The sequence below is a fragment of the Streptomyces venezuelae ATCC 10712 genome, assembly GCF_008639165.1.
Lineage (GTDB): Bacteria > Actinomycetota > Actinomycetes > Streptomycetales > Streptomycetaceae > Streptomyces > Streptomyces venezuelae.
Genome location: NZ_CP029197.1, coordinates 107,933 through 123,109, shown reverse-complemented (window position 1 = coordinate 123,109; position 15,177 = coordinate 107,933). Strand labels below are relative to the sequence as shown.

Genomic DNA, 15,177 nt, shown 5'->3' with positions numbered 1-15,177 from the left:
CGCGCTTTCGAAGGGGGCCCGGGAAGACGCAGCGTAGGACGAATGCCGCGCCGACTCGTGCGAGCACGCCGACGCAGGCCGGGGACCGCGTTAACTTGGGGCTCCCCGAAGCAGTGGAGGCCCCGTGGGCGACGTGGTGATGTACAGCTCGGTGTCGGTGGACGGCTTCGTCGCGGACGACAACGACCAGCCCGGACCGCTGTTCGACTGGTTGACCGGCGGTGACGTGCCGCTGGACGAGAGCGGCCAGTTGAAGGTGTCGCGGACGTCCTACGACTACATCCGGCCGTACTGGGACCAGATCGGGGTGACGATCGTCGGCCGCCACGTCTTCGACATGACGGACGGCTGGGACGGGAAGCCGCCGGGCGGCATGGACCACATGGTCGTCGTGACACACCGGCCGGCGCCCGAGGGCTGGGACCCCGGGGCGCCGTTCCACTTCGTCGCCGGCGTCGAGGCGGCCGTCGCCACGGCGCAGGAGCTCGCGGGGGACCGCATCGTCGAGGTCGCCGCCGGCGACGTCGGGGGACAGGTGCTCGCCGCGGGCCTGGTCGACGAGGTGCGCATGGACGTCGTGCCCGTCGTGCTCGGGTCCGGCAAGCGCTACTTCGGGTCGGTCCACGCGCAGCACCTGCTGGAGGACCCTGACGTGGTGGTTCGGGGCGACCGGGTGCTGCACCTGCGCTATCGGGTGCGCCGCTGACCGCGTGCGGCTATGTGCCGGCGCCGAACGTGCGGCGGTAGGCGGCCGGTGAGACGCCGAAGGCCGTACGCATGTGGGCGCGCAGGGAGTTCCCGGAGCCGAGCCCGGCGCGGTGGGCGACGAGGTCGATCGGAAGGTCCGTCGTCTCCAGCAGCTGCTTCGCCAGCTCCAGGCGTTGGGCCGTGAGCCACTGCCCCGGGGGCGTCCCCACCTCGTCGCGGAAGCGCCGGGTGAACGACCGCAGACTCATCCGCGCGTGCTCGGCGAGCCGGGCGAGGGTGAGCGGCTCGGCGAGGTGCTCCAGGGCCCAGGCGCGGGTGGCGGTGGTGCTGGCCGAGGTGGGCTCCGGCACGGGCCGTTCGATGAACTGGGCCTGCCCGCCGTCCCGCCAGGGAGGTACGACGCACATGCGGGCGGCCCGGTTGGCGACCGAGGCGCCGTGGTCGCGGCGGATCATGTGCAGGCACAGGTCGACCCCCGCGGCCACGCCCGCGGAGGTCAGCACGTCGCCGTCGTCGACGAAGAGCACCTCCTCGTCGACCTTGACCATGGGATAGACGCGGCGGAACTCCGGGGCGAGGTTCCAGTGGGTGGTGGCCGGCCGGCCGTCGAGGAGCCCGGCGGCGGCCAGGACGTAGGACCCGGTGCAGATCGACACCAGCCGGGTCCCGGGCCGGATGGCCCCGATCGCCGCGGCGACCTCGGGCGGCAGCGGGCCGCCGCGGCCCAGCTCGGGCATGGCGTGCGTGGGCGGGACGATCACGGTGTCGGCGGCGGCCAGCGCCTCCGGGCCCGCCGCGGGCTGCACGGTGAACCCGGCATCGCTGAGCACCGGGGCGCCGTCGGCCGTGCAGACCGTGACCTCGTACAGCGGACGGCCCTGCGCGTCCCAGGCACTGCCGAAGACCCGGGAGGGGATGCCGAGCTCGAACGGAGGCACCCCGGGCAGCGCGAGCACGGCGATCCGGTGCGGTCGCGGCGGCGCAGGTGCCCGCTGGTCCGGTGCGGTTCCGACAGCTGTTTCCCTCATGGCCAGATCCTGTCACATGCTGGCTTGACGGCCAATACCGACTGGGACCGGCGTACCGCATCGTGGACACGTCGCCGCCGGAACCGTCCGGCGGCGAGCCGAACGAGACGGAAACGAGGCGGACAGCATGCGTGCGGTGGTCGTGGAACAGTGGGGCGGACCCGAGAACCTGGTCGAGCGCGAGATGGAGCGCCCCGTGCCGGGCCTGGGCGAGGTCCTGGTGCGGGTCCACGCGGCCGGAGTGAACCCCGTGGACTGGAAGACCCGGGCCGGCGGGGCCCTCATCGAGTGGGGCACGGTCCCCGCCGTCGGATGGGACGTGTCCGGCACCGTGGAGGCCGTGGGGCCGGGCGTGGGCATCTTCCGCCCCGGCGACGAGGTCTTCGGCATGCCGCTCTTCCCCAAGCAGGCGGGCGGATACGCCGAGTACGTGGTGGCCCCCGCGCGGCACCTCGCCCCCAAGCCCGCCTCCCTGACCCACGTGGAGGCCGCGGCGCTGCCGCTGGCGGCGCTCACCGCCTGGCAGGCCCTCGTCGACACGGCCGACGTCCGCCCCGGGGAGCGGGTGCTGGTGCACGCGGCGGCCGGGGGAGTGGGCCACCTCGCCGTGCAGATCGCCAAGGCCCGTGGCGCGTACGTCATCGGCACCGCGAGCGCGGGCAAGCACCAGCTGGTGCGGGAGCTGGGTGCGGACGAGGTCGTCGACTACCGCGAGACCCGCTTCGAGGACGTCGTCTCCGACGTGGACGTCGTCCTGGACGGCATCGGCGGCGAGACCGCCGCACGCTCCCTGAAGGTCCTCCGCGACGGCGGCCGGCTGATCACCCTGCCGGGACCGGACGACGTCCCCGCCGCGCCGGACGAGGTCCGCGCCGTCTGGGTCCTCGTGGAGCCCGACCACCTCGGCCTGCGCGAGATCGCGGCCCTCGTGGAGCAGGGGAAGCTGCGACCGGTCGTCGAGGTGGCCGTGCCGCTCGCGGAGGCGGCGAAGGCCCACGAGATCGGCGAGCAGGGCCGTACCACGGGCAAGATCGTCCTCACGGTCGCCTGAACGAGGGGCTGCGGGCGGGCCTCGGCGCCCCTCGACGAGCGCGGATCCTCGCCGAGCACGGTTCCTCACCGAGCGCGGGTCCGGCCTCGGGGCCGCTCCGGACCTGCCTGGCCGCCGCCCGCCGCGCGGGGACGGCCGGGCAGAATGGCCGCCGGTACGTCCCCACTTGGAAGGCACCTGGATGAATCTGCCCGCTTCTGGCCGCCGCGTTCTCGTCAGTGGGGCCTCCCGGGGGCTGGGCCGGGCGGTCGCCCAGGCCTTCGCGGCCAACGGCGACCGCGTCGCCGTCCACTTCGGCTCGCGCGCCGAGGAGGCCCGCACCACCCTCGCGTCCCTCGCCGGAACGGGCCACACCCTGGTCGGAGGCGACCTCGCGGACCCGGCGGGCGCCGTGACCGTGGTCGACACGGCGGCCGAGGCGCTCGGCGGGATCGACGTCCTGGTCAACAACGCGGCGGTGAACCTCCGCCACCCCCTCCCCGACACCCCGTACGAGGAGTGGGTGGCGGTCTGGCAGCAGCACGTGTCCGTGAACCTGCTGGCCACCGCCAACCTGAGCCACCTCGCGGCCCGGCGGATGATCGACCAGGGGTCCGGCGGCCGCATCGTGAACATCGGCTCCCGGGGCGCCTTCCGCGGCGAACCCGACCACCCGGCCTACGGCGCGACCAAGGCCGCCGTCCACGCGCTCGGCCAGTCCCTCGCGGTCTCGCTCGCGCCGTACGGGATCGCCGTCGCCTCGGTCGCGCCCGGGTTCTTCGCCACCGAGCGGGTCTCGTCCCGCCTCGAAGGGGCCGAAGGGGCCGCGATCCGGGCCCAGAGCCCGTTCGACCGGGTGGCCGAGCCCGCCGAGATCGCGGCGGCCGTCCTCTGGCTCGCCTCCCCCGCGGCGGAGTGGTCCTCGGGAACGATCCTTGACCTGAACGGGGCATCTCACCTGCGGAGCTGACCCCGGGGTGATTGTGCCGCTCAAGGAGGGGGTAGCCGGGGGTTCAGACGCGTTTCGACCGTGTTCGCGAGAAATGGGAGGACGACGGTGAACACCCGTACGGCAGGCGAGGAAGACGTCGTGGCGGTCATCCTCGAGGATCACCGCACCATGGAGGACCTCTTCCGGCGCATGCGCAGCGTCGAGGCCGACCGCGCCGCCGCCCTGAAGGAGTTCGCGGCGCTGCTCATCGCCCACGGCGAGGCGGAGGAGGCCGAGGTCTACGGAGCCCTCAAGCGCTTCAAGGGCGTCGACGACGAAGAAGTGGAGCACGGCTCCGAGGAGCACGACGAGGGCAACGCGGCGCTGCTGAAGCTGCTCGAGGTGGAGGACGTCGGCTCCGACAAGTGGGACACGCGCCTGGAGGAGCTGGTGGAGGCGGTCACCCACCACCTGGACGAGGAGGAGCGGACGATCCTCAACGGCGCCAGGGAGAGCGTCCCCGACGAGCGCCGGGCCGAGCTGGGCAGGGCGTTCCTGGAGGAGCGCGCGAAGCAGCTGGCGGCGGACTGCGGCCGCGTGGAGAACGTGCGCGCGATCGTGAACCGCTCCTGATGTGAGGGCGGAAGACCGCTGAGGGCACAGGGTCCGAACGGACCGTGTGCCCTCAGCGGCGTATCCGGCCGGCGCGCGCTCACCGTCGTATCCGGCCGGCGTGCGCTCACCGCCGTGTCCACGCCGGCACGCGGTCACTTGCGTGTCCGCGCCGGCACGGGCGCTCCGCCGCGCCCGTCTCAGTCCACCCGGATCGCCAGTACGCACGCGTCGTCCCCGTGACCCGCGAGCTCGGAGTCGGCGACCAGCGCGTCGATCAGCTCCTGCGGTTCGCGGGTGGACGAGGACGTCACCGCTTCCCTCAGCCGGTCGATGCCCACGGTCAGGTCCTCGCCCCGGCGCTCGACCATGCCGTCGGTGTACAGCACCAGCAGATCGCCCGGGTGGAGCGGGGTCGACGTCGTCTCGTACGCGTATCCCGGCAGGGCGCCGAGCAGCGGGCCGCGGACCTCGGCACCGAGCGGCTCCGCGCCGCCGTCCCGCAGCAGCAGCGGGGCGGGGTGGCCGGCGCAGGCCCAGTGCAGGGTCTTGTCCCGGTCGATGTGCCCGGCCACGACGGTGGCCGTCTGCCCCGCCGGATCGCTGCACACCAGCTCGTTCAGCCAGGTGGTGATCTCGCCGGCGGACGCCCCCGTCTGCGCAAGACCGGCCAGGGCGTGCCGCTGCTGGGCCATCCGGGCGACGGCGTCCAGGCCGTGCCCCGACGCGTCGCCGATCGCCACCAGCACCCGGCCGTCCGGCAGCAGGCGGCACTTGTACCAGTCGCCGCCCACCGCCGAGTCCGGTTCGGCGGGCCGGTAGGACGCCGCCACCGTCAGGCCGACGGCCGCGAGCGCCTCCGAGTACGTGGGAAGGAGCGCCTCGCGCAGGGCGTCCGCGACATGACGTTCGGCCTCGGTCTGCCGGCGCAGCCGGTCCGACTCCCGCTCCGTCTCGGCCAGCCTCCGACGGCTGCGGATCTGCGGCGTGAGGTCGCGGGCCACCAGGTTGATCGCCCACGGCCTGCCGTCCGTGCCCGCCACCGGCCGTCCCAGCAGGTCGAGCGTGCGGACCTCGCCGAGCACGAGGAAACGGATGCGGGTCCAGGCGGGCTCCTCGCCCGCGAGGACCGAGGAGAGGAACTCGGAGAACGCCGTCAGATCGTCCGCGAGCAGCGCGTCGCACAGCTGCTCCAGCGACCACGGCATGCGCACGTCCGCGTGGAAGATCCTGGTGAGCCCCTCCGACCAGGTCACCGTCCCCGACAGCAGGTCCCAGTTCCCCCACCCCATGGACGCCAGGTACTGCGCGTCGATGGTGAGCACGTCCGCCGGGCTCCCCACGGGCCGCCAGGTCGCCAGGACCTGCTCACCGCACCGGGCCGCGGAGTACAGCAGGGGGGCGCGGTGGATCCGCCCGAGGCGCTGCTCCGTGTAGTCGACCACGCGCCCGTCCAGGGGCCTGCCGGAGTCCGCCACCTCGGTCAGGGCTCCCAGCAGCCCCGAGTGCACGGCGCCCGGCCGCGCCTCCAGGAACCGCTGGCCGACCTGCCGGTCCGGGGCCTCGAGCCAGTCCGCCGACCGCACGCGATTGCCGGCCACGATCCGGAAGTCCAGGACGACCCCCGCCTCGTCCTTCACCGGCTCCAGGAGCACGGCGGAGGCCGGGATCGCCGGGAGCACCGAGCACACTCCGCTGCCGTCCGGGTCGTGCGTGCTGCACAGACACGGCGAGACCCCGTCCGTCTCCGCCTTGGGCGGCAGGACGGACAGGGACTGCAACGGCGACGCCAGGGCCGTGCCCCCCGGGCCTCCGGGTGGACGCTCCGAGGTGCGGCGCACCGCGGCGCGCAAGGAGGAGATCTCGCGGCCGATCATGCCCTTGAGGGCCTCGGCGGTGTCGGGCAGGGGAAAGTTCATTCTCGCCTCCGCGAGCCACAGGACGCGCCGTTCCCCGAGGACCGGCGACGCGTCGCCCTTCTCGACCGGCCGTTCGGCCCTGCACCGAGGAAAGGGGCGGTGCTAGTCCTTGATCTTCCGCTCACCCGACACGGTCGCTGCTCCTCTCCCACGTCTTCGCCTGCAGTGTCGCAGCTAGCCGGTATCCCCGCCCCGTAAACATCCCGCCGCCGAAGGCCCGCCGCGGGGCCGGCTACGGCGTGGTGCCCGGCGGTTCCTCGTCCGAGGTGACGATCGAGACCTCCAGCTTCCGCAGCAGGCGGGCGAGCTGGCGGCGTTCGGAGGGGGAGAGGCCGGCGAGCATGCGGCGCTCGTTGTCGAGGTGCTCGGCGAACACCGTGTCCACCGTCGCGAGGCCCTTCTCGGTGAGCCGGGAGTAGACGACGCGGCGGTCGTCGTCGTCCCGTTCGCGGACGATGAGGCCGTCCTTCTCCAGGCGGTCGATCCGCAGGGTCACCCCCGCCGACGACACCAGGCTCGAGTCGGCGAGCTGCCCGGCGGTGAGCCGGTGGGGCCGGCCCGCCCGGCGCAGCGCGGTGAGGACGTCGAAGCCGGCCACGGAGAGGCCGTGGGGCTCGATCGAAGCGGTGAGCCGGGTGTTGTAGCGCAGGTAGGAGCGGTGGAGGCGGGCGAGTACCTCCAGCGGGCCGGTGTCCAGCATCGAGGCCGTCGGACCGTGACGCCGTCGCGCGCGTGATCGAGGACTGGGCGCGGGAGAGGCCCGATTGGCGGTGGTCAGATCCAGGCCGAAGGTCTTGGCCTCGTCACCCCCGACTTCGAACTCCTCGCCCGCGCCTGCGGCCTGCCGTACCTGCGGATCACCGCCGAGAAACACGCGGCGCCCGTCATCGGCGAGGCCGTCGCCTCGGACGGGCCGACGCTCGTCGAGGTCGACCTGGCGGCCCTGGGCCCCATGAAGAACCCCTTCACCCCACCCGTACGGATCCCGGGCCGCTGACCCGTCCCGCACCCGCACTGCCCGATCGCCGGTAAGGAGGCACCAGGCCATGAGCGAGAACCCGCTGCAACTGATCGTCCACCGCATGACACGGGAGGCCGAGGGCGTACTGTCCGTCGAACTCGCCCACCCCGACGGCAAGCCGCTGCCCGCCTGGACGCCGGGCGCCCACATCGACGTCCACGTCGGGGGCCACGTCCGCCAGTACAGCCTGTGCGGCGACCCGCACGACCAGGGCGCGTACCGGATCGGCGTCCTCGACGAACCCGCCTCACGCGGCGGTTCGCGCTTCGTGCACACCGCACTGCGCCCCGGCCAGACCCTCACGGTCTCCGCACCCCGCAACCACTTCGCCCTCGAGGACGCCGCCGCGTACGTCCTCGTCGCCGGCGGCATCGGCATCACGCCCCTGCTCGCCATGGCCCGCGAGGCGGCCCGCCGGGGCGCCGAGTGGCGCCTGGTCTACGGCGGCCGGAGCCGGGCGTCGATGGCCTTCACCGCCGAACTGGCCCTGCTCGGCGGCGAGGTGACCCTCGTCCCGCAGGACGAACGCGGCCACATCGACCTGGACGCCGAGCTGTCCCGGCTGCCCGACGGCGCCCTCGTCTACGCCTGCGGCCCGGAACCCCTCCTCGCGGCCGTCGAGGAACGCTGTCCGCAAGGACAGCTGCGCACCGAACGGTTCACCGCCCCCACCGTCGAACGCGCAGAAGACGACGGAGAGTTCGAGGTCGAGTGCCGCACCTCGGGCCTGACGCTCCGGGTCGACGCACACTCCTCGATCCTCGACGCCGCCGAGAACGCCGGGATCGCCGTCGACAGCTCCTGCCGCGACGGCATCTGCGGCTCCTGCGAGACCCGCGTCCTCGAAGGCACCCCGGACCACCGCGACTTCCTCCTCAGCGAGGCGGAACAGGCCGCCGGCGCCACCATGATGATCTGCGTCTCGCGGTGCGCCTCCGGCCGGCTCGTCCTCGACCTGTGACCCTTCCCCCTCCGCCCTCTCAGGAGACACCGTGACCCACCCCCCGACCCACGGCTGGCCGTACCTGGACGTCCACCAGTCCCGTTCCCACGAGCCCACGCCGTACGAGTACAAGCTCGCCGCCACCCTCGAAGAGGTCTTCACCCACGAGGGCCACGAACTCACCGACGTGGTCCGCGGACTCAACGCCCGCAAGGTGCACACCCCCGACGGCGCGCCCTGGACCGAGGAGTCCTTCCGCGCCGAGATGAACCGCCTGGGAGCCTGACATGACGCTGTCGTCCACCGCCACCGCGGACCGCATCTACGCCACCGGGCTGCGCAACCAGTGGCACCCCGTCGTCCCCTCGCGCTTCGTCGCCCCCGGCGCCCTGCGCAAGGTGACCGCCCTCGGCGAGCAGTGGCTGCTCTTCCGCCGCGCCGACGGAGCCCTCGCCATGCTCGCCGACCGCTGCCCCCACCGCGGCGCGCCCCTGTCCCTGGGCAAGCACCTCGGCGACCGGGTGGCCTGCTGGTACCACGGCGTCGAGGTCGGCGCCGACGGCACCGTGACCTCGGTGCCCGGTCTGCCCGGCTGCAACCTGGAGGGAAAGAAGCTGGTCACCTCGCTGCCCGTACGCGAGGTCGGCGGCGCGATCCTCGCCTGGTTCGGCGACGAGGAACATCCCGAACCCGCCGAACTGACCCTCCCCGAGCCGCTGACGGACCCCGCGGTCGACGCGTTCCTCTGCTACGCCGAGTGGGACGTCCCCTGGCGGTACGCCGTCGAGAACCTGCTCGACCCCATGCACGGAGCCTTCCTCCACCACGAGTCCCACACCATGTTCGCCGGCGACACGACCGCCAAGTTCCGCATCCGGGAGACCGACCGCGGCTACTTCTTCGAGAAGACCGACCAGCGCGGCGTCAACTTCGACTGGGTCGAGCTGTGCCGCACCGGCGTCGACTGGGTCGACCTGTCCATCCCGTACCCGCCGTCCGCCGGCCCCGGCGGGCCGTTCGGGATCGTGGGCATGGTCCGTCCCGTCGACGAGCAGCGCTCCGGCGTCTTCTTCTGGCGCTACCGCCGGGTCGAGGACTGGCAGCGGGCCTCCTGGCGCTTCCTGTACAAGACGCTGATCGAGAAGCGCCACTGGGAGGTCCTGGAGCAGGACCGGGTGATGCTGGAGGCCATGCCCGCCGACGCCGACCAGCGGGAGAACCTCTACCAGCACGACCTGGGAGTGGTACGGCTCCGCCGGCTGTACCGCGCGGAGGCCGAGGCGCAGTCCACGGCCTGACGGTACGGCGGCCGGACGTGAAAACGGCGCACCGCGTTCTCCGCCTCGGGAACCATTCCCCGGGGCGCGGTCCTCCTGTGGTCGTACGCGGCCGTGACCTGCGGATGGATTCGCACAACTGACCGTTGCGCAAGGGTGCATGAGACAGCATCCACCTCCCGCAAGGATCTGACCCTGTGCGAAGCACACGCATAGCGCCCCTCGTGGCCTTCAGCGCGGTCGCGGCCCTCGTGCCCGCCCTCACGCCCGCCGTAGCGTCCGCCGCCGCCCCGACCCCCTTACGGACGGTCGCCGCCGACCCCCTGAAGCGGTACACCCAGCAGACACCCCGGTGGCAGCGCTGCGACGCCGAGGCACCGGCCGACTTCCAGTGCGCGACCCTCAAGGTGCCGCTCGACTACAGCAAGCCGGGCGGCAGGACCCTCGACGTCGCCGTCTCCCGGATCAAGGCGACCGACCCCGAGAAGCGGCGCGGAGTCCTGCTGCTCAACCCCGGCGGACCCGGCGGCCCGGGCCTCGACATGCCCCTCTACATGACCTCCGAACTGCCGGCCGAGGTGAAGGAGCGGTACGACCTCATCGGCTTCGACCCCCGGGGCATCGGCCAGAGCTCGCCCGTGAGCTGCGGCCTCAACGACGACGAGCGGAACTGGCAGCGCCCGTACAAGGCCGCGACGTTCGAGAAGGACGTCCGCTGGGCCCGGACCGTGGCCGACAAGTGCCGGACGAGGAACGGCGACGTGCTGCGCCACCTCACCACCCGCAACACCGCCCGCGACATGGACGTCGTCCGTGCCGCGCTCGGCGAGAAGAAGATCTCCTACCTGGGGTACTCCTACGGCACGTATCTGGGCGCCGTCTACACGCAGATGTTCCCGAAGCGGGCCGACCGCTTCGTGCTGGACAGCGCGGTCGACCCGCAGCGGATCTGGCGCGGCATGATCCAGATGTGGGCGGAGGGCGCGGAGCCCGCGTTCAAGCGCTGGACCGAGTGGACCGCCGAGCGGCACACCACGTACGGACTCGGCGACACCCCCGCGAAGGTCGGCAAGACCTACTGGGACCTGGTCGCCCGGGCGGACCGCGACCCGATCGACTTCCAGGGCACGCCCCTCACCGGCGACGACATCCGAGCCGGCCGGGCCATGTTCTTCGACGTGAAGGGCGCCGCCGAGGCGATCGCCGAGCTCAAGAAGGCCGCCGAGGGGACCACGGTCCCGGCGCCGTCCAGGCAGAGCACGCAGACCCGCCCCGTCCCTACGTCGTTCGCCCGCGCCGTCCCCTCGGACAACTCCGACGCGGCCTTCTGGTCCGTGGTGTGCGCGGACACCCGCGCATGGCCGCGCGACCCGGAGCAGTACCGCCGCGACGCGATCCGCGACAAGGCGAGGTACCCGCTGTACGGCGACTTCGCGTCGAACATCATGCCGTGCGCGTTCTGGAAGAACGGTGCCGAGCCGGCCACCAAGGTGAACAACTCCGTCGGAGCGCTCATCCTCCAGAACGAGTGGGACTCCCAGACGCCGCTGCCCAGCGGGCAGGGGCTGCGCCGGGCGATGAAGGGGGCCAGGATGGTCACCGTCCTCGGCGGCCAGGGCCACGGCATCTACGGTTCCAAGTCCTGCGCCGACAAGACGGCCACCGCCTATCTGACGACGGGCAGGCTGCCGGCCTCGGACGTGACCTGCACGGCCACCCCGGCCCAGGCGCAGAACCGGCTCGACCTGCCGGTGCCGGCGCCCCGGGGCCTGCCGGTGCCGCAGGACCGGTTCTGACGGGACCGCTTCCGATCGACCCGGCGCGCCGCCGGTGACGTGGGGCCCTCGCGGACGCGAGGGCCCCACCGCCGTGACGTCGCTCAATGGGCGTGGACGGAGCCCCAGTCGAAGTTCTGGCCGAGGCCCGTCCCCGAACCGCCCGTGTACACCTGGCCGGAGGCGTAGTACGTCGCCTTGACGTCGGCGTTGCTGTTGATGTCCGTCCTGGTCATGCCGGAGCCCCAGATGTTCCAGATCACCCACGGGCTGCGGGTCAGCGCGTTGCTGCCCGAGGCCGTGATCGGCATGTTCCAGGTCTCCGCGAGTATCCGGGGCTTCGCGTAGTCGACGAGCCCGGTGTAGTAGGTGTGCGTGAGGTCCGAGGCGGTGGAGTGGGGGTCGTAGTCGTCGACGCCGACGACGTCGACCACGTCCGCCCCCGGGTAGTAGTTCCACGGCACGTCGTCGCCGAGCGGGTGCCAGGCGTTGGGCGACCAGACGAAGATCAGGTTGTGCAGGCCCTTCGTCTTCACGAGGTAGTCGTACGTGATCCGCCACAGCTTCTTGTAGCTGGCCGGGGTCCGGCCTCCCCACCAGAACCAGCCGCCGTTCATCTCGTGGTACGGCCGGAGCAGGACGGGGACGTCGTACGCGGCGAAGTACGACAGCGAGGTGGCGAGGAAGCCGAGGTCGGCGAGGAGGGCCCGGTACTCGGGCGTGTTCGACTCCCAGTCGACCACCCGGTCGAACCAGGCCTGGTCGGTCGTGAGGGTCGCGACCGGATTGCCCGCGCTGCCGCCCGGGTGCTGTCCCTCGACCTGGGTCAGCACCCGGCTCCAGTCCTTCAACGGCGAGCCGGGGTACGGCTGGTGGAAGCTCATCCCGACGATGCCGGCCGCCGCCCCGCCGTTCGCGAGGGCCGCGCTGCCGCCGTCCGCGCGGACCATGACCCCCGACGGGTTGTACGTGCCGTCCGCCGCGCGCGGCAGCCCCTTCCACACGCCCGTCGCGACGTCGACGACGTCGTCCACGTACTGCCACTGGCGCCGGCCCGTCGGCAGCCCGAGCGGCCGGTTGTACGAGCGGTCCCCGTACGCGCCCCAGCCGTCGGCCGCCCCGTACCCCGGCCCGAGATCGATCTCCAGGAAGCCGGGGAGCTTGCCGGTGATGTCCCGGGCCTTCTTGTAGTAGTAGCCGACGTGCGTGGTGCCGCCCGCGTCGCCGTACGAGGCGTTGTACAGCTCCTGCTGGCCCTCGATGTGCTGACCGATCACCGTCATCGGCCGGTTCCCGGAGCGCGCGTTGTTCTCCAGCTTCACCAACTGGGCGTACACGGCGCGGGCGTTGAGCGAGGCGGCCGGGTCCCGGCCGGTCAGGGTGGGCGCGATGAGGGGCGCGGCGACCGCGCTCCCCGCGACGAGCCCCGGCAGCCCCGCGCCCGCGACGGCGGCACCGAGGCCGGTGATGAACGTACGCCTGCGCATGACCAGGCCCTCCAGGGCTGAGGAGACGATGATCCACGGATGCTATCCGCGAGATCGGCCCGAGGGCCTCCGTTCTGGATCAGCCCCGGCGGCTCGGCCGAAGGGGAGCAGGTCCTAGAGGCGGCCGTCCAGGAGCTCGTGGATCTCGGCCGTGGTCAGGGGGCCCGCGCCGTGGGCCACCGCCTCACCGTGCTCCAGCAGGACGCAGGAGGGGGCTCCGGTGATCCCGTACCGCTGGGTGGCGGCCGGACAGCGCGTGATGTCGGTCCTGACCACGGTCAGACGCCCCGCGTACTCGTCGGCGATGCCGCCCACGACGAGGTCCATCGCCCGGCACGGCTCGACGGCCTTGGGCCAGGTCCCGATGAAGTACGCGAGCACCGGTACCCCGCTCATCCGCAGGATGAAGTCGAACTCCGCGTCTTCCCGCGGCTGGTGAACCCGCTTCGCCATCGAAGCTCCTGACCTCGTGTTCCGTCGTTCCACCCCCATCATCCCCGGCGAGCGGGCCTGTTCGCCCCAAGGCGCCGGGTGTCGCCGCCCTATACTCCCTGTGCCCGGCCGGGAGACCGGGCGGGGAGAGACGGGGGAAGCATGGCGGAGGTTGCCGACACGGGACTGGCGCTGGACGTGGTGACGGTGGTCGCACCGGCACTGCTGCTGAGGGCGGCGACGTCGCCCCTGCTGGTCAGGGCCCAGCAGGCCGTACGACGGCAGGCGCTCGCGGAACCGGGCACGCCGCCGCGGAGGCTTCCCGGCGCGGTGGTCGGGGAGCTGGTCCTGGCCGTGGCCGGCGGGGTCGTCCTGTGGCTCCTGCCCCGGTACGGGGTACTCGGGGCACTTGCCGACTACAACGTGCTGGGGCGTCCCGTCCTCCTGCACAACGGGGTTCTGCTGTCGGGCCAGTACGGGTACTCCCTCGCGGTCTCGTGGATCCTCTACGTCCTCATGGTCGTCCTGGCGGCGGTGATGTGGCCGGTGCTGTGGTTCCGGACGCACCGCACCCTGGTGGCCACCGGAGTGCCGGGGGAGTCGTGGACGGCGACCCCCGCGGGACGCCGCAGGGTGGGCGGCCTCGTGGCCGTGCGCGTCGTGCTGGGACTCCTCCTCCCGACGGGTCTCGCCCTGGCGGCCTTGGCGTGCCAGGCCGTGGCGTACGGGGTGAGCCGCCGGTACCGGCACGGGGCCGAGGTCCCGGGCGCCGGTGCTCGGGTCCCGGTCGGCCGGACACCGGCGGGCGGGCGATCCGGCGGCCAGTCCCCGGCGGACCGGCGATCGGGCGGCCAGGCACCCGCGGACCGGCGCTCCGGTGGCGAGAGCCCCGCCGTCCAGGCCCCCGGTGCGCGCAATCCCCTCGGTGCCGTCCCGCCGGACGCGCCGACCGTGGGCCCTGCGCCCGCCCACCCCGCCACCTACGTGCCCACGCAGGCCACCCCCGCCGCCGGCGCCCTGGCGAGCGTCCCGCACCGGCCCCTGCTCCCCGGCGAGCCGCCCCGGATCGGCGAGTACCAGCTGCTCGGCCGGATCGGCGCCGGCGGGATGGGCACGGTCTACCTCGCCCGGCGAGAAGGCGCCGCGACCCAGGTCGCGCTCAAGACCATCAACCCCGAACTCATGGACAACGTAGATCTGTTGCGCCGCTTCCAGCGGGAGTCCGAGGTGCTGTCCCTGGTCTCCGGGGCGTACACCGCCCGCGTCCTCGACTCGGGTGTCGCCGCCGGACGGCCGTACCTCGCGATGGAGCTGCTGGACGGCCGCCCCCTCGACGTCCACCTGGGGGAGCAGGGGCCGATCCGCACCCCCGAGGCGCTGCGGGCCCTGGCGCTCGCCCTCGCCGTGGCGCTGTCCGGGGTCCACCGTCTCGGTCTGGTCCACCGTGACCTCAAGCCCGCCAACATCATGCTGACCACGGCCGGCCCGCGGCTGCTCGACTTCGGCATCGCCGACCTGGTCGACGGCACGAGGCTGACCCGTACCGGCGCCGGACCGGGAACCCTGACGTACATGGCTCCGGAGCAGTTCGGCGAGGAGCGCGTCGGTCCCGCCGCCGACGTGTGGGCGTGGGCCTGCTGCGTGGTCTGCGCGGCGCACGGCACCAGCCCGTTCGCGGCGACCAGCACGGGCGCGGTGATCCGCCGCATCGTGGACACGGGCCCCGAGCCGACCGCCCTGGCCGCGGTGCGGGCCCTCGATCCGGAGCTGGCGGCCGCCGTCGATCGGGCGCTGACGGTCGACCCGGCGGGCCGGCCGGCGGACGGCGCGGGGCTGGTGGAGCTGCTCACCACGCGGGGGACCGGGCACCACGAGCCGACCCTGGTGGACGACGTCCGCGAGGAGATCACCCGGGGCTGGCGCACTCTCGCCCTCTGACGACCGCCGGCGCCGGACCGCGCTCAGTTGTGATCGCTTGTGTGGACCCCGCGAACACATGTGATCACGACGTGAT

14 protein-coding genes and 1 pseudogene are annotated in these 15,177 nt (G+C 73.0%); 10 read left to right on the top strand and 5 right to left on the bottom strand.

The window, feature by feature from the left end; genetic code table 11:
• The first annotated feature begins 124 nt into the window (after positions 1-124).
• Positions 125-706, top strand: a complete 582-nt coding sequence (locus tag DEJ43_RS00565) for a dihydrofolate reductase family protein (protein WP_015031329.1) — start codon at positions 125-127, stop codon at positions 704-706.
• Between the two features lie 10 nt (positions 707-716).
• Here the strand turns inward: DEJ43_RS00565 and DEJ43_RS00560 are convergent, their stop codons facing one another.
• The gene (locus tag DEJ43_RS00560; RefSeq protein ID WP_015031328.1) at positions 717-1,736 is read right to left on the bottom strand and encodes a GlxA family transcriptional regulator; all 1,020 of its coding nucleotides are present in this window, start codon (positions 1,734-1,736) and stop codon (positions 717-719) included.
• A gap of 127 nt (positions 1,737-1,863) precedes the next feature.
• Between DEJ43_RS00560 and DEJ43_RS00555 the strand changes: the two genes are divergently transcribed.
• The 3 genes from DEJ43_RS00555 (at position 1,864) to DEJ43_RS00545 (ending at position 4,330) form a co-directional block, all read left to right on the top strand.
• A complete protein-coding gene (locus DEJ43_RS00555) occupies positions 1,864-2,787 on the top strand; it encodes an NADP-dependent oxidoreductase (protein WP_015031327.1) in 924 nt (307 codons plus the stop codon).
• 181 nt (positions 2,788-2,968) lie between these two features.
• Positions 2,969-3,736 carry an SDR family NAD(P)-dependent oxidoreductase gene (locus DEJ43_RS00550; RefSeq protein WP_015031326.1) on the top strand — a complete coding sequence of 256 codons (768 nt, stop codon included), beginning with the start codon at positions 2,969-2,971 and terminating at the stop codon, positions 3,734-3,736.
• A 120-nt stretch (positions 3,737-3,856) separates the two neighbouring features.
• The gene (locus tag DEJ43_RS00545) at positions 3,857-4,330 is read left to right on the top strand and encodes a hemerythrin domain-containing protein (RefSeq protein WP_224272759.1); all 474 of its coding nucleotides are present in this window, start codon (positions 3,857-3,859) and stop codon (positions 4,328-4,330) included.
• A 179-nt stretch (positions 4,331-4,509) separates the two neighbouring features.
• On the opposite strand, the gene DEJ43_RS00540 is transcribed toward DEJ43_RS00545, so the two are convergent.
• Positions 4,510-6,228 (bottom strand): PP2C family protein-serine/threonine phosphatase, encoded by a 1,719-nt coding sequence (locus tag DEJ43_RS00540; protein ID WP_015031324.1) that lies wholly within the window; start codon positions 6,226-6,228, stop codon positions 4,510-4,512.
• A gap of 232 nt (positions 6,229-6,460) precedes the next feature.
• Positions 6,461-6,928: a MarR family winged helix-turn-helix transcriptional regulator gene (locus tag DEJ43_RS00535; RefSeq protein WP_015031323.1), complete on the bottom strand. Its 468-nt coding sequence runs from the start codon at positions 6,926-6,928 to the stop codon at positions 6,461-6,463.
• Between the two features lie 90 nt (positions 6,929-7,018).
• Here DEJ43_RS00535 and DEJ43_RS00525 point away from each other — a divergent pair.
• The 5 genes and pseudogenes from DEJ43_RS00525 to DEJ43_RS00505 all read left to right on the top strand — a co-directional run.
• A pseudogene (locus DEJ43_RS00525) lies at positions 7,019-7,225 on the top strand (thiamine pyrophosphate-dependent enzyme); the annotation flags it as partial.
• Between the two features lie 49 nt (positions 7,226-7,274).
• The gene (locus tag DEJ43_RS00520; RefSeq protein WP_015031321.1) at positions 7,275-8,210 is read left to right on the top strand and encodes a PDR/VanB family oxidoreductase; all 936 of its coding nucleotides are present in this window, start codon (positions 7,275-7,277) and stop codon (positions 8,208-8,210) included.
• Positions 8,211-8,241: 31 nt separating this feature from the next.
• On the top strand, positions 8,242-8,478 hold the full coding sequence (locus tag DEJ43_RS00515; protein ID WP_015031320.1) for a recombinase-like helix-turn-helix domain-containing protein: 237 nt from the start codon (positions 8,242-8,244) through the stop codon (positions 8,476-8,478).
• Between the two features lies 1 nt (position 8,479).
• Positions 8,480-9,490, top strand: coding sequence for an aromatic ring-hydroxylating oxygenase subunit alpha (locus DEJ43_RS00510; RefSeq protein WP_015031319.1), 1,011 nt, complete (start codon positions 8,480-8,482; stop codon positions 9,488-9,490).
• Between the two features lie 176 nt (positions 9,491-9,666).
• A complete protein-coding gene (locus DEJ43_RS00505) occupies positions 9,667-11,265 on the top strand; it encodes an alpha/beta hydrolase (RefSeq protein WP_015031318.1) in 1,599 nt (532 codons plus the stop codon).
• An 83-nt stretch (positions 11,266-11,348) separates the two neighbouring features.
• Here DEJ43_RS00505 and DEJ43_RS00500 read toward each other — a convergent pair whose 3' ends face one another.
• A complete protein-coding gene (locus DEJ43_RS00500; protein ID WP_015031317.1) occupies positions 11,349-12,731 on the bottom strand; it encodes a glycoside hydrolase family 26 protein in 1,383 nt (460 codons plus the stop codon).
• Between the two features lie 114 nt (positions 12,732-12,845).
• Positions 12,846-13,184, bottom strand: a complete 339-nt coding sequence (locus DEJ43_RS00495) for a thioredoxin family protein (protein ID WP_015031316.1) — start codon at positions 13,182-13,184, stop codon at positions 12,846-12,848.
• Between the two features lie 141 nt (positions 13,185-13,325).
• Here DEJ43_RS00495 and DEJ43_RS00490 point away from each other — a divergent pair, with 141 nt between their 5' ends.
• Positions 13,326-15,101, top strand: coding sequence for a serine/threonine-protein kinase (locus DEJ43_RS00490; RefSeq protein WP_015031315.1), 1,776 nt, complete (start codon positions 13,326-13,328; stop codon positions 15,099-15,101).
• The last annotated feature ends 76 nt before the right edge of the window (positions 15,102-15,177 follow it).

What these genes read in the sequence shown, in the direction of transcription:
- DEJ43_RS00555 (WP_015031327.1), top strand. Translation starts at nt 1,864, where the DNA reads ATGCGTGCGGTGGTCGTGGAACAGTGGGGCGGACCCGAGAACCTGGTC.
- DEJ43_RS00500 (WP_015031317.1), bottom strand. Translation starts at nt 12,731, where the DNA reads ATGCGCAGGCGTACGTTCATCACCGGCCTCGGTGCCGCCGTCGCGGGC.
- DEJ43_RS00550 (WP_015031326.1), top strand. Translation starts at nt 2,969, where the DNA reads ATGAATCTGCCCGCTTCTGGCCGCCGCGTTCTCGTCAGTGGGGCCTCC.
- DEJ43_RS00520 (WP_015031321.1), top strand. Translation starts at nt 7,275, where the DNA reads ATGAGCGAGAACCCGCTGCAACTGATCGTCCACCGCATGACACGGGAG.
- DEJ43_RS00510 (WP_015031319.1), top strand. Translation starts at nt 8,480, where the DNA reads ATGACGCTGTCGTCCACCGCCACCGCGGACCGCATCTACGCCACCGGG.
- DEJ43_RS00535 (WP_015031323.1), bottom strand. Translation starts at nt 6,928, where the DNA reads ATGCTGGACACCGGCCCGCTGGAGGTACTCGCCCGCCTCCACCGCTCC.
- DEJ43_RS00495 (WP_015031316.1), bottom strand. Translation starts at nt 13,184, where the DNA reads ATGGCGAAGCGGGTTCACCAGCCGCGGGAAGACGCGGAGTTCGACTTC.
- DEJ43_RS00490 (WP_015031315.1), top strand. Translation starts at nt 13,326, where the DNA reads ATGGCGGAGGTTGCCGACACGGGACTGGCGCTGGACGTGGTGACGGTG.
- DEJ43_RS00560 (WP_015031328.1), bottom strand. Translation starts at nt 1,736, where the DNA reads ATGAGGGAAACAGCTGTCGGAACCGCACCGGACCAGCGGGCACCTGCG.
- DEJ43_RS00540 (WP_015031324.1), bottom strand. Translation starts at nt 6,228, where the DNA reads ATGAACTTTCCCCTGCCCGACACCGCCGAGGCCCTCAAGGGCATGATC.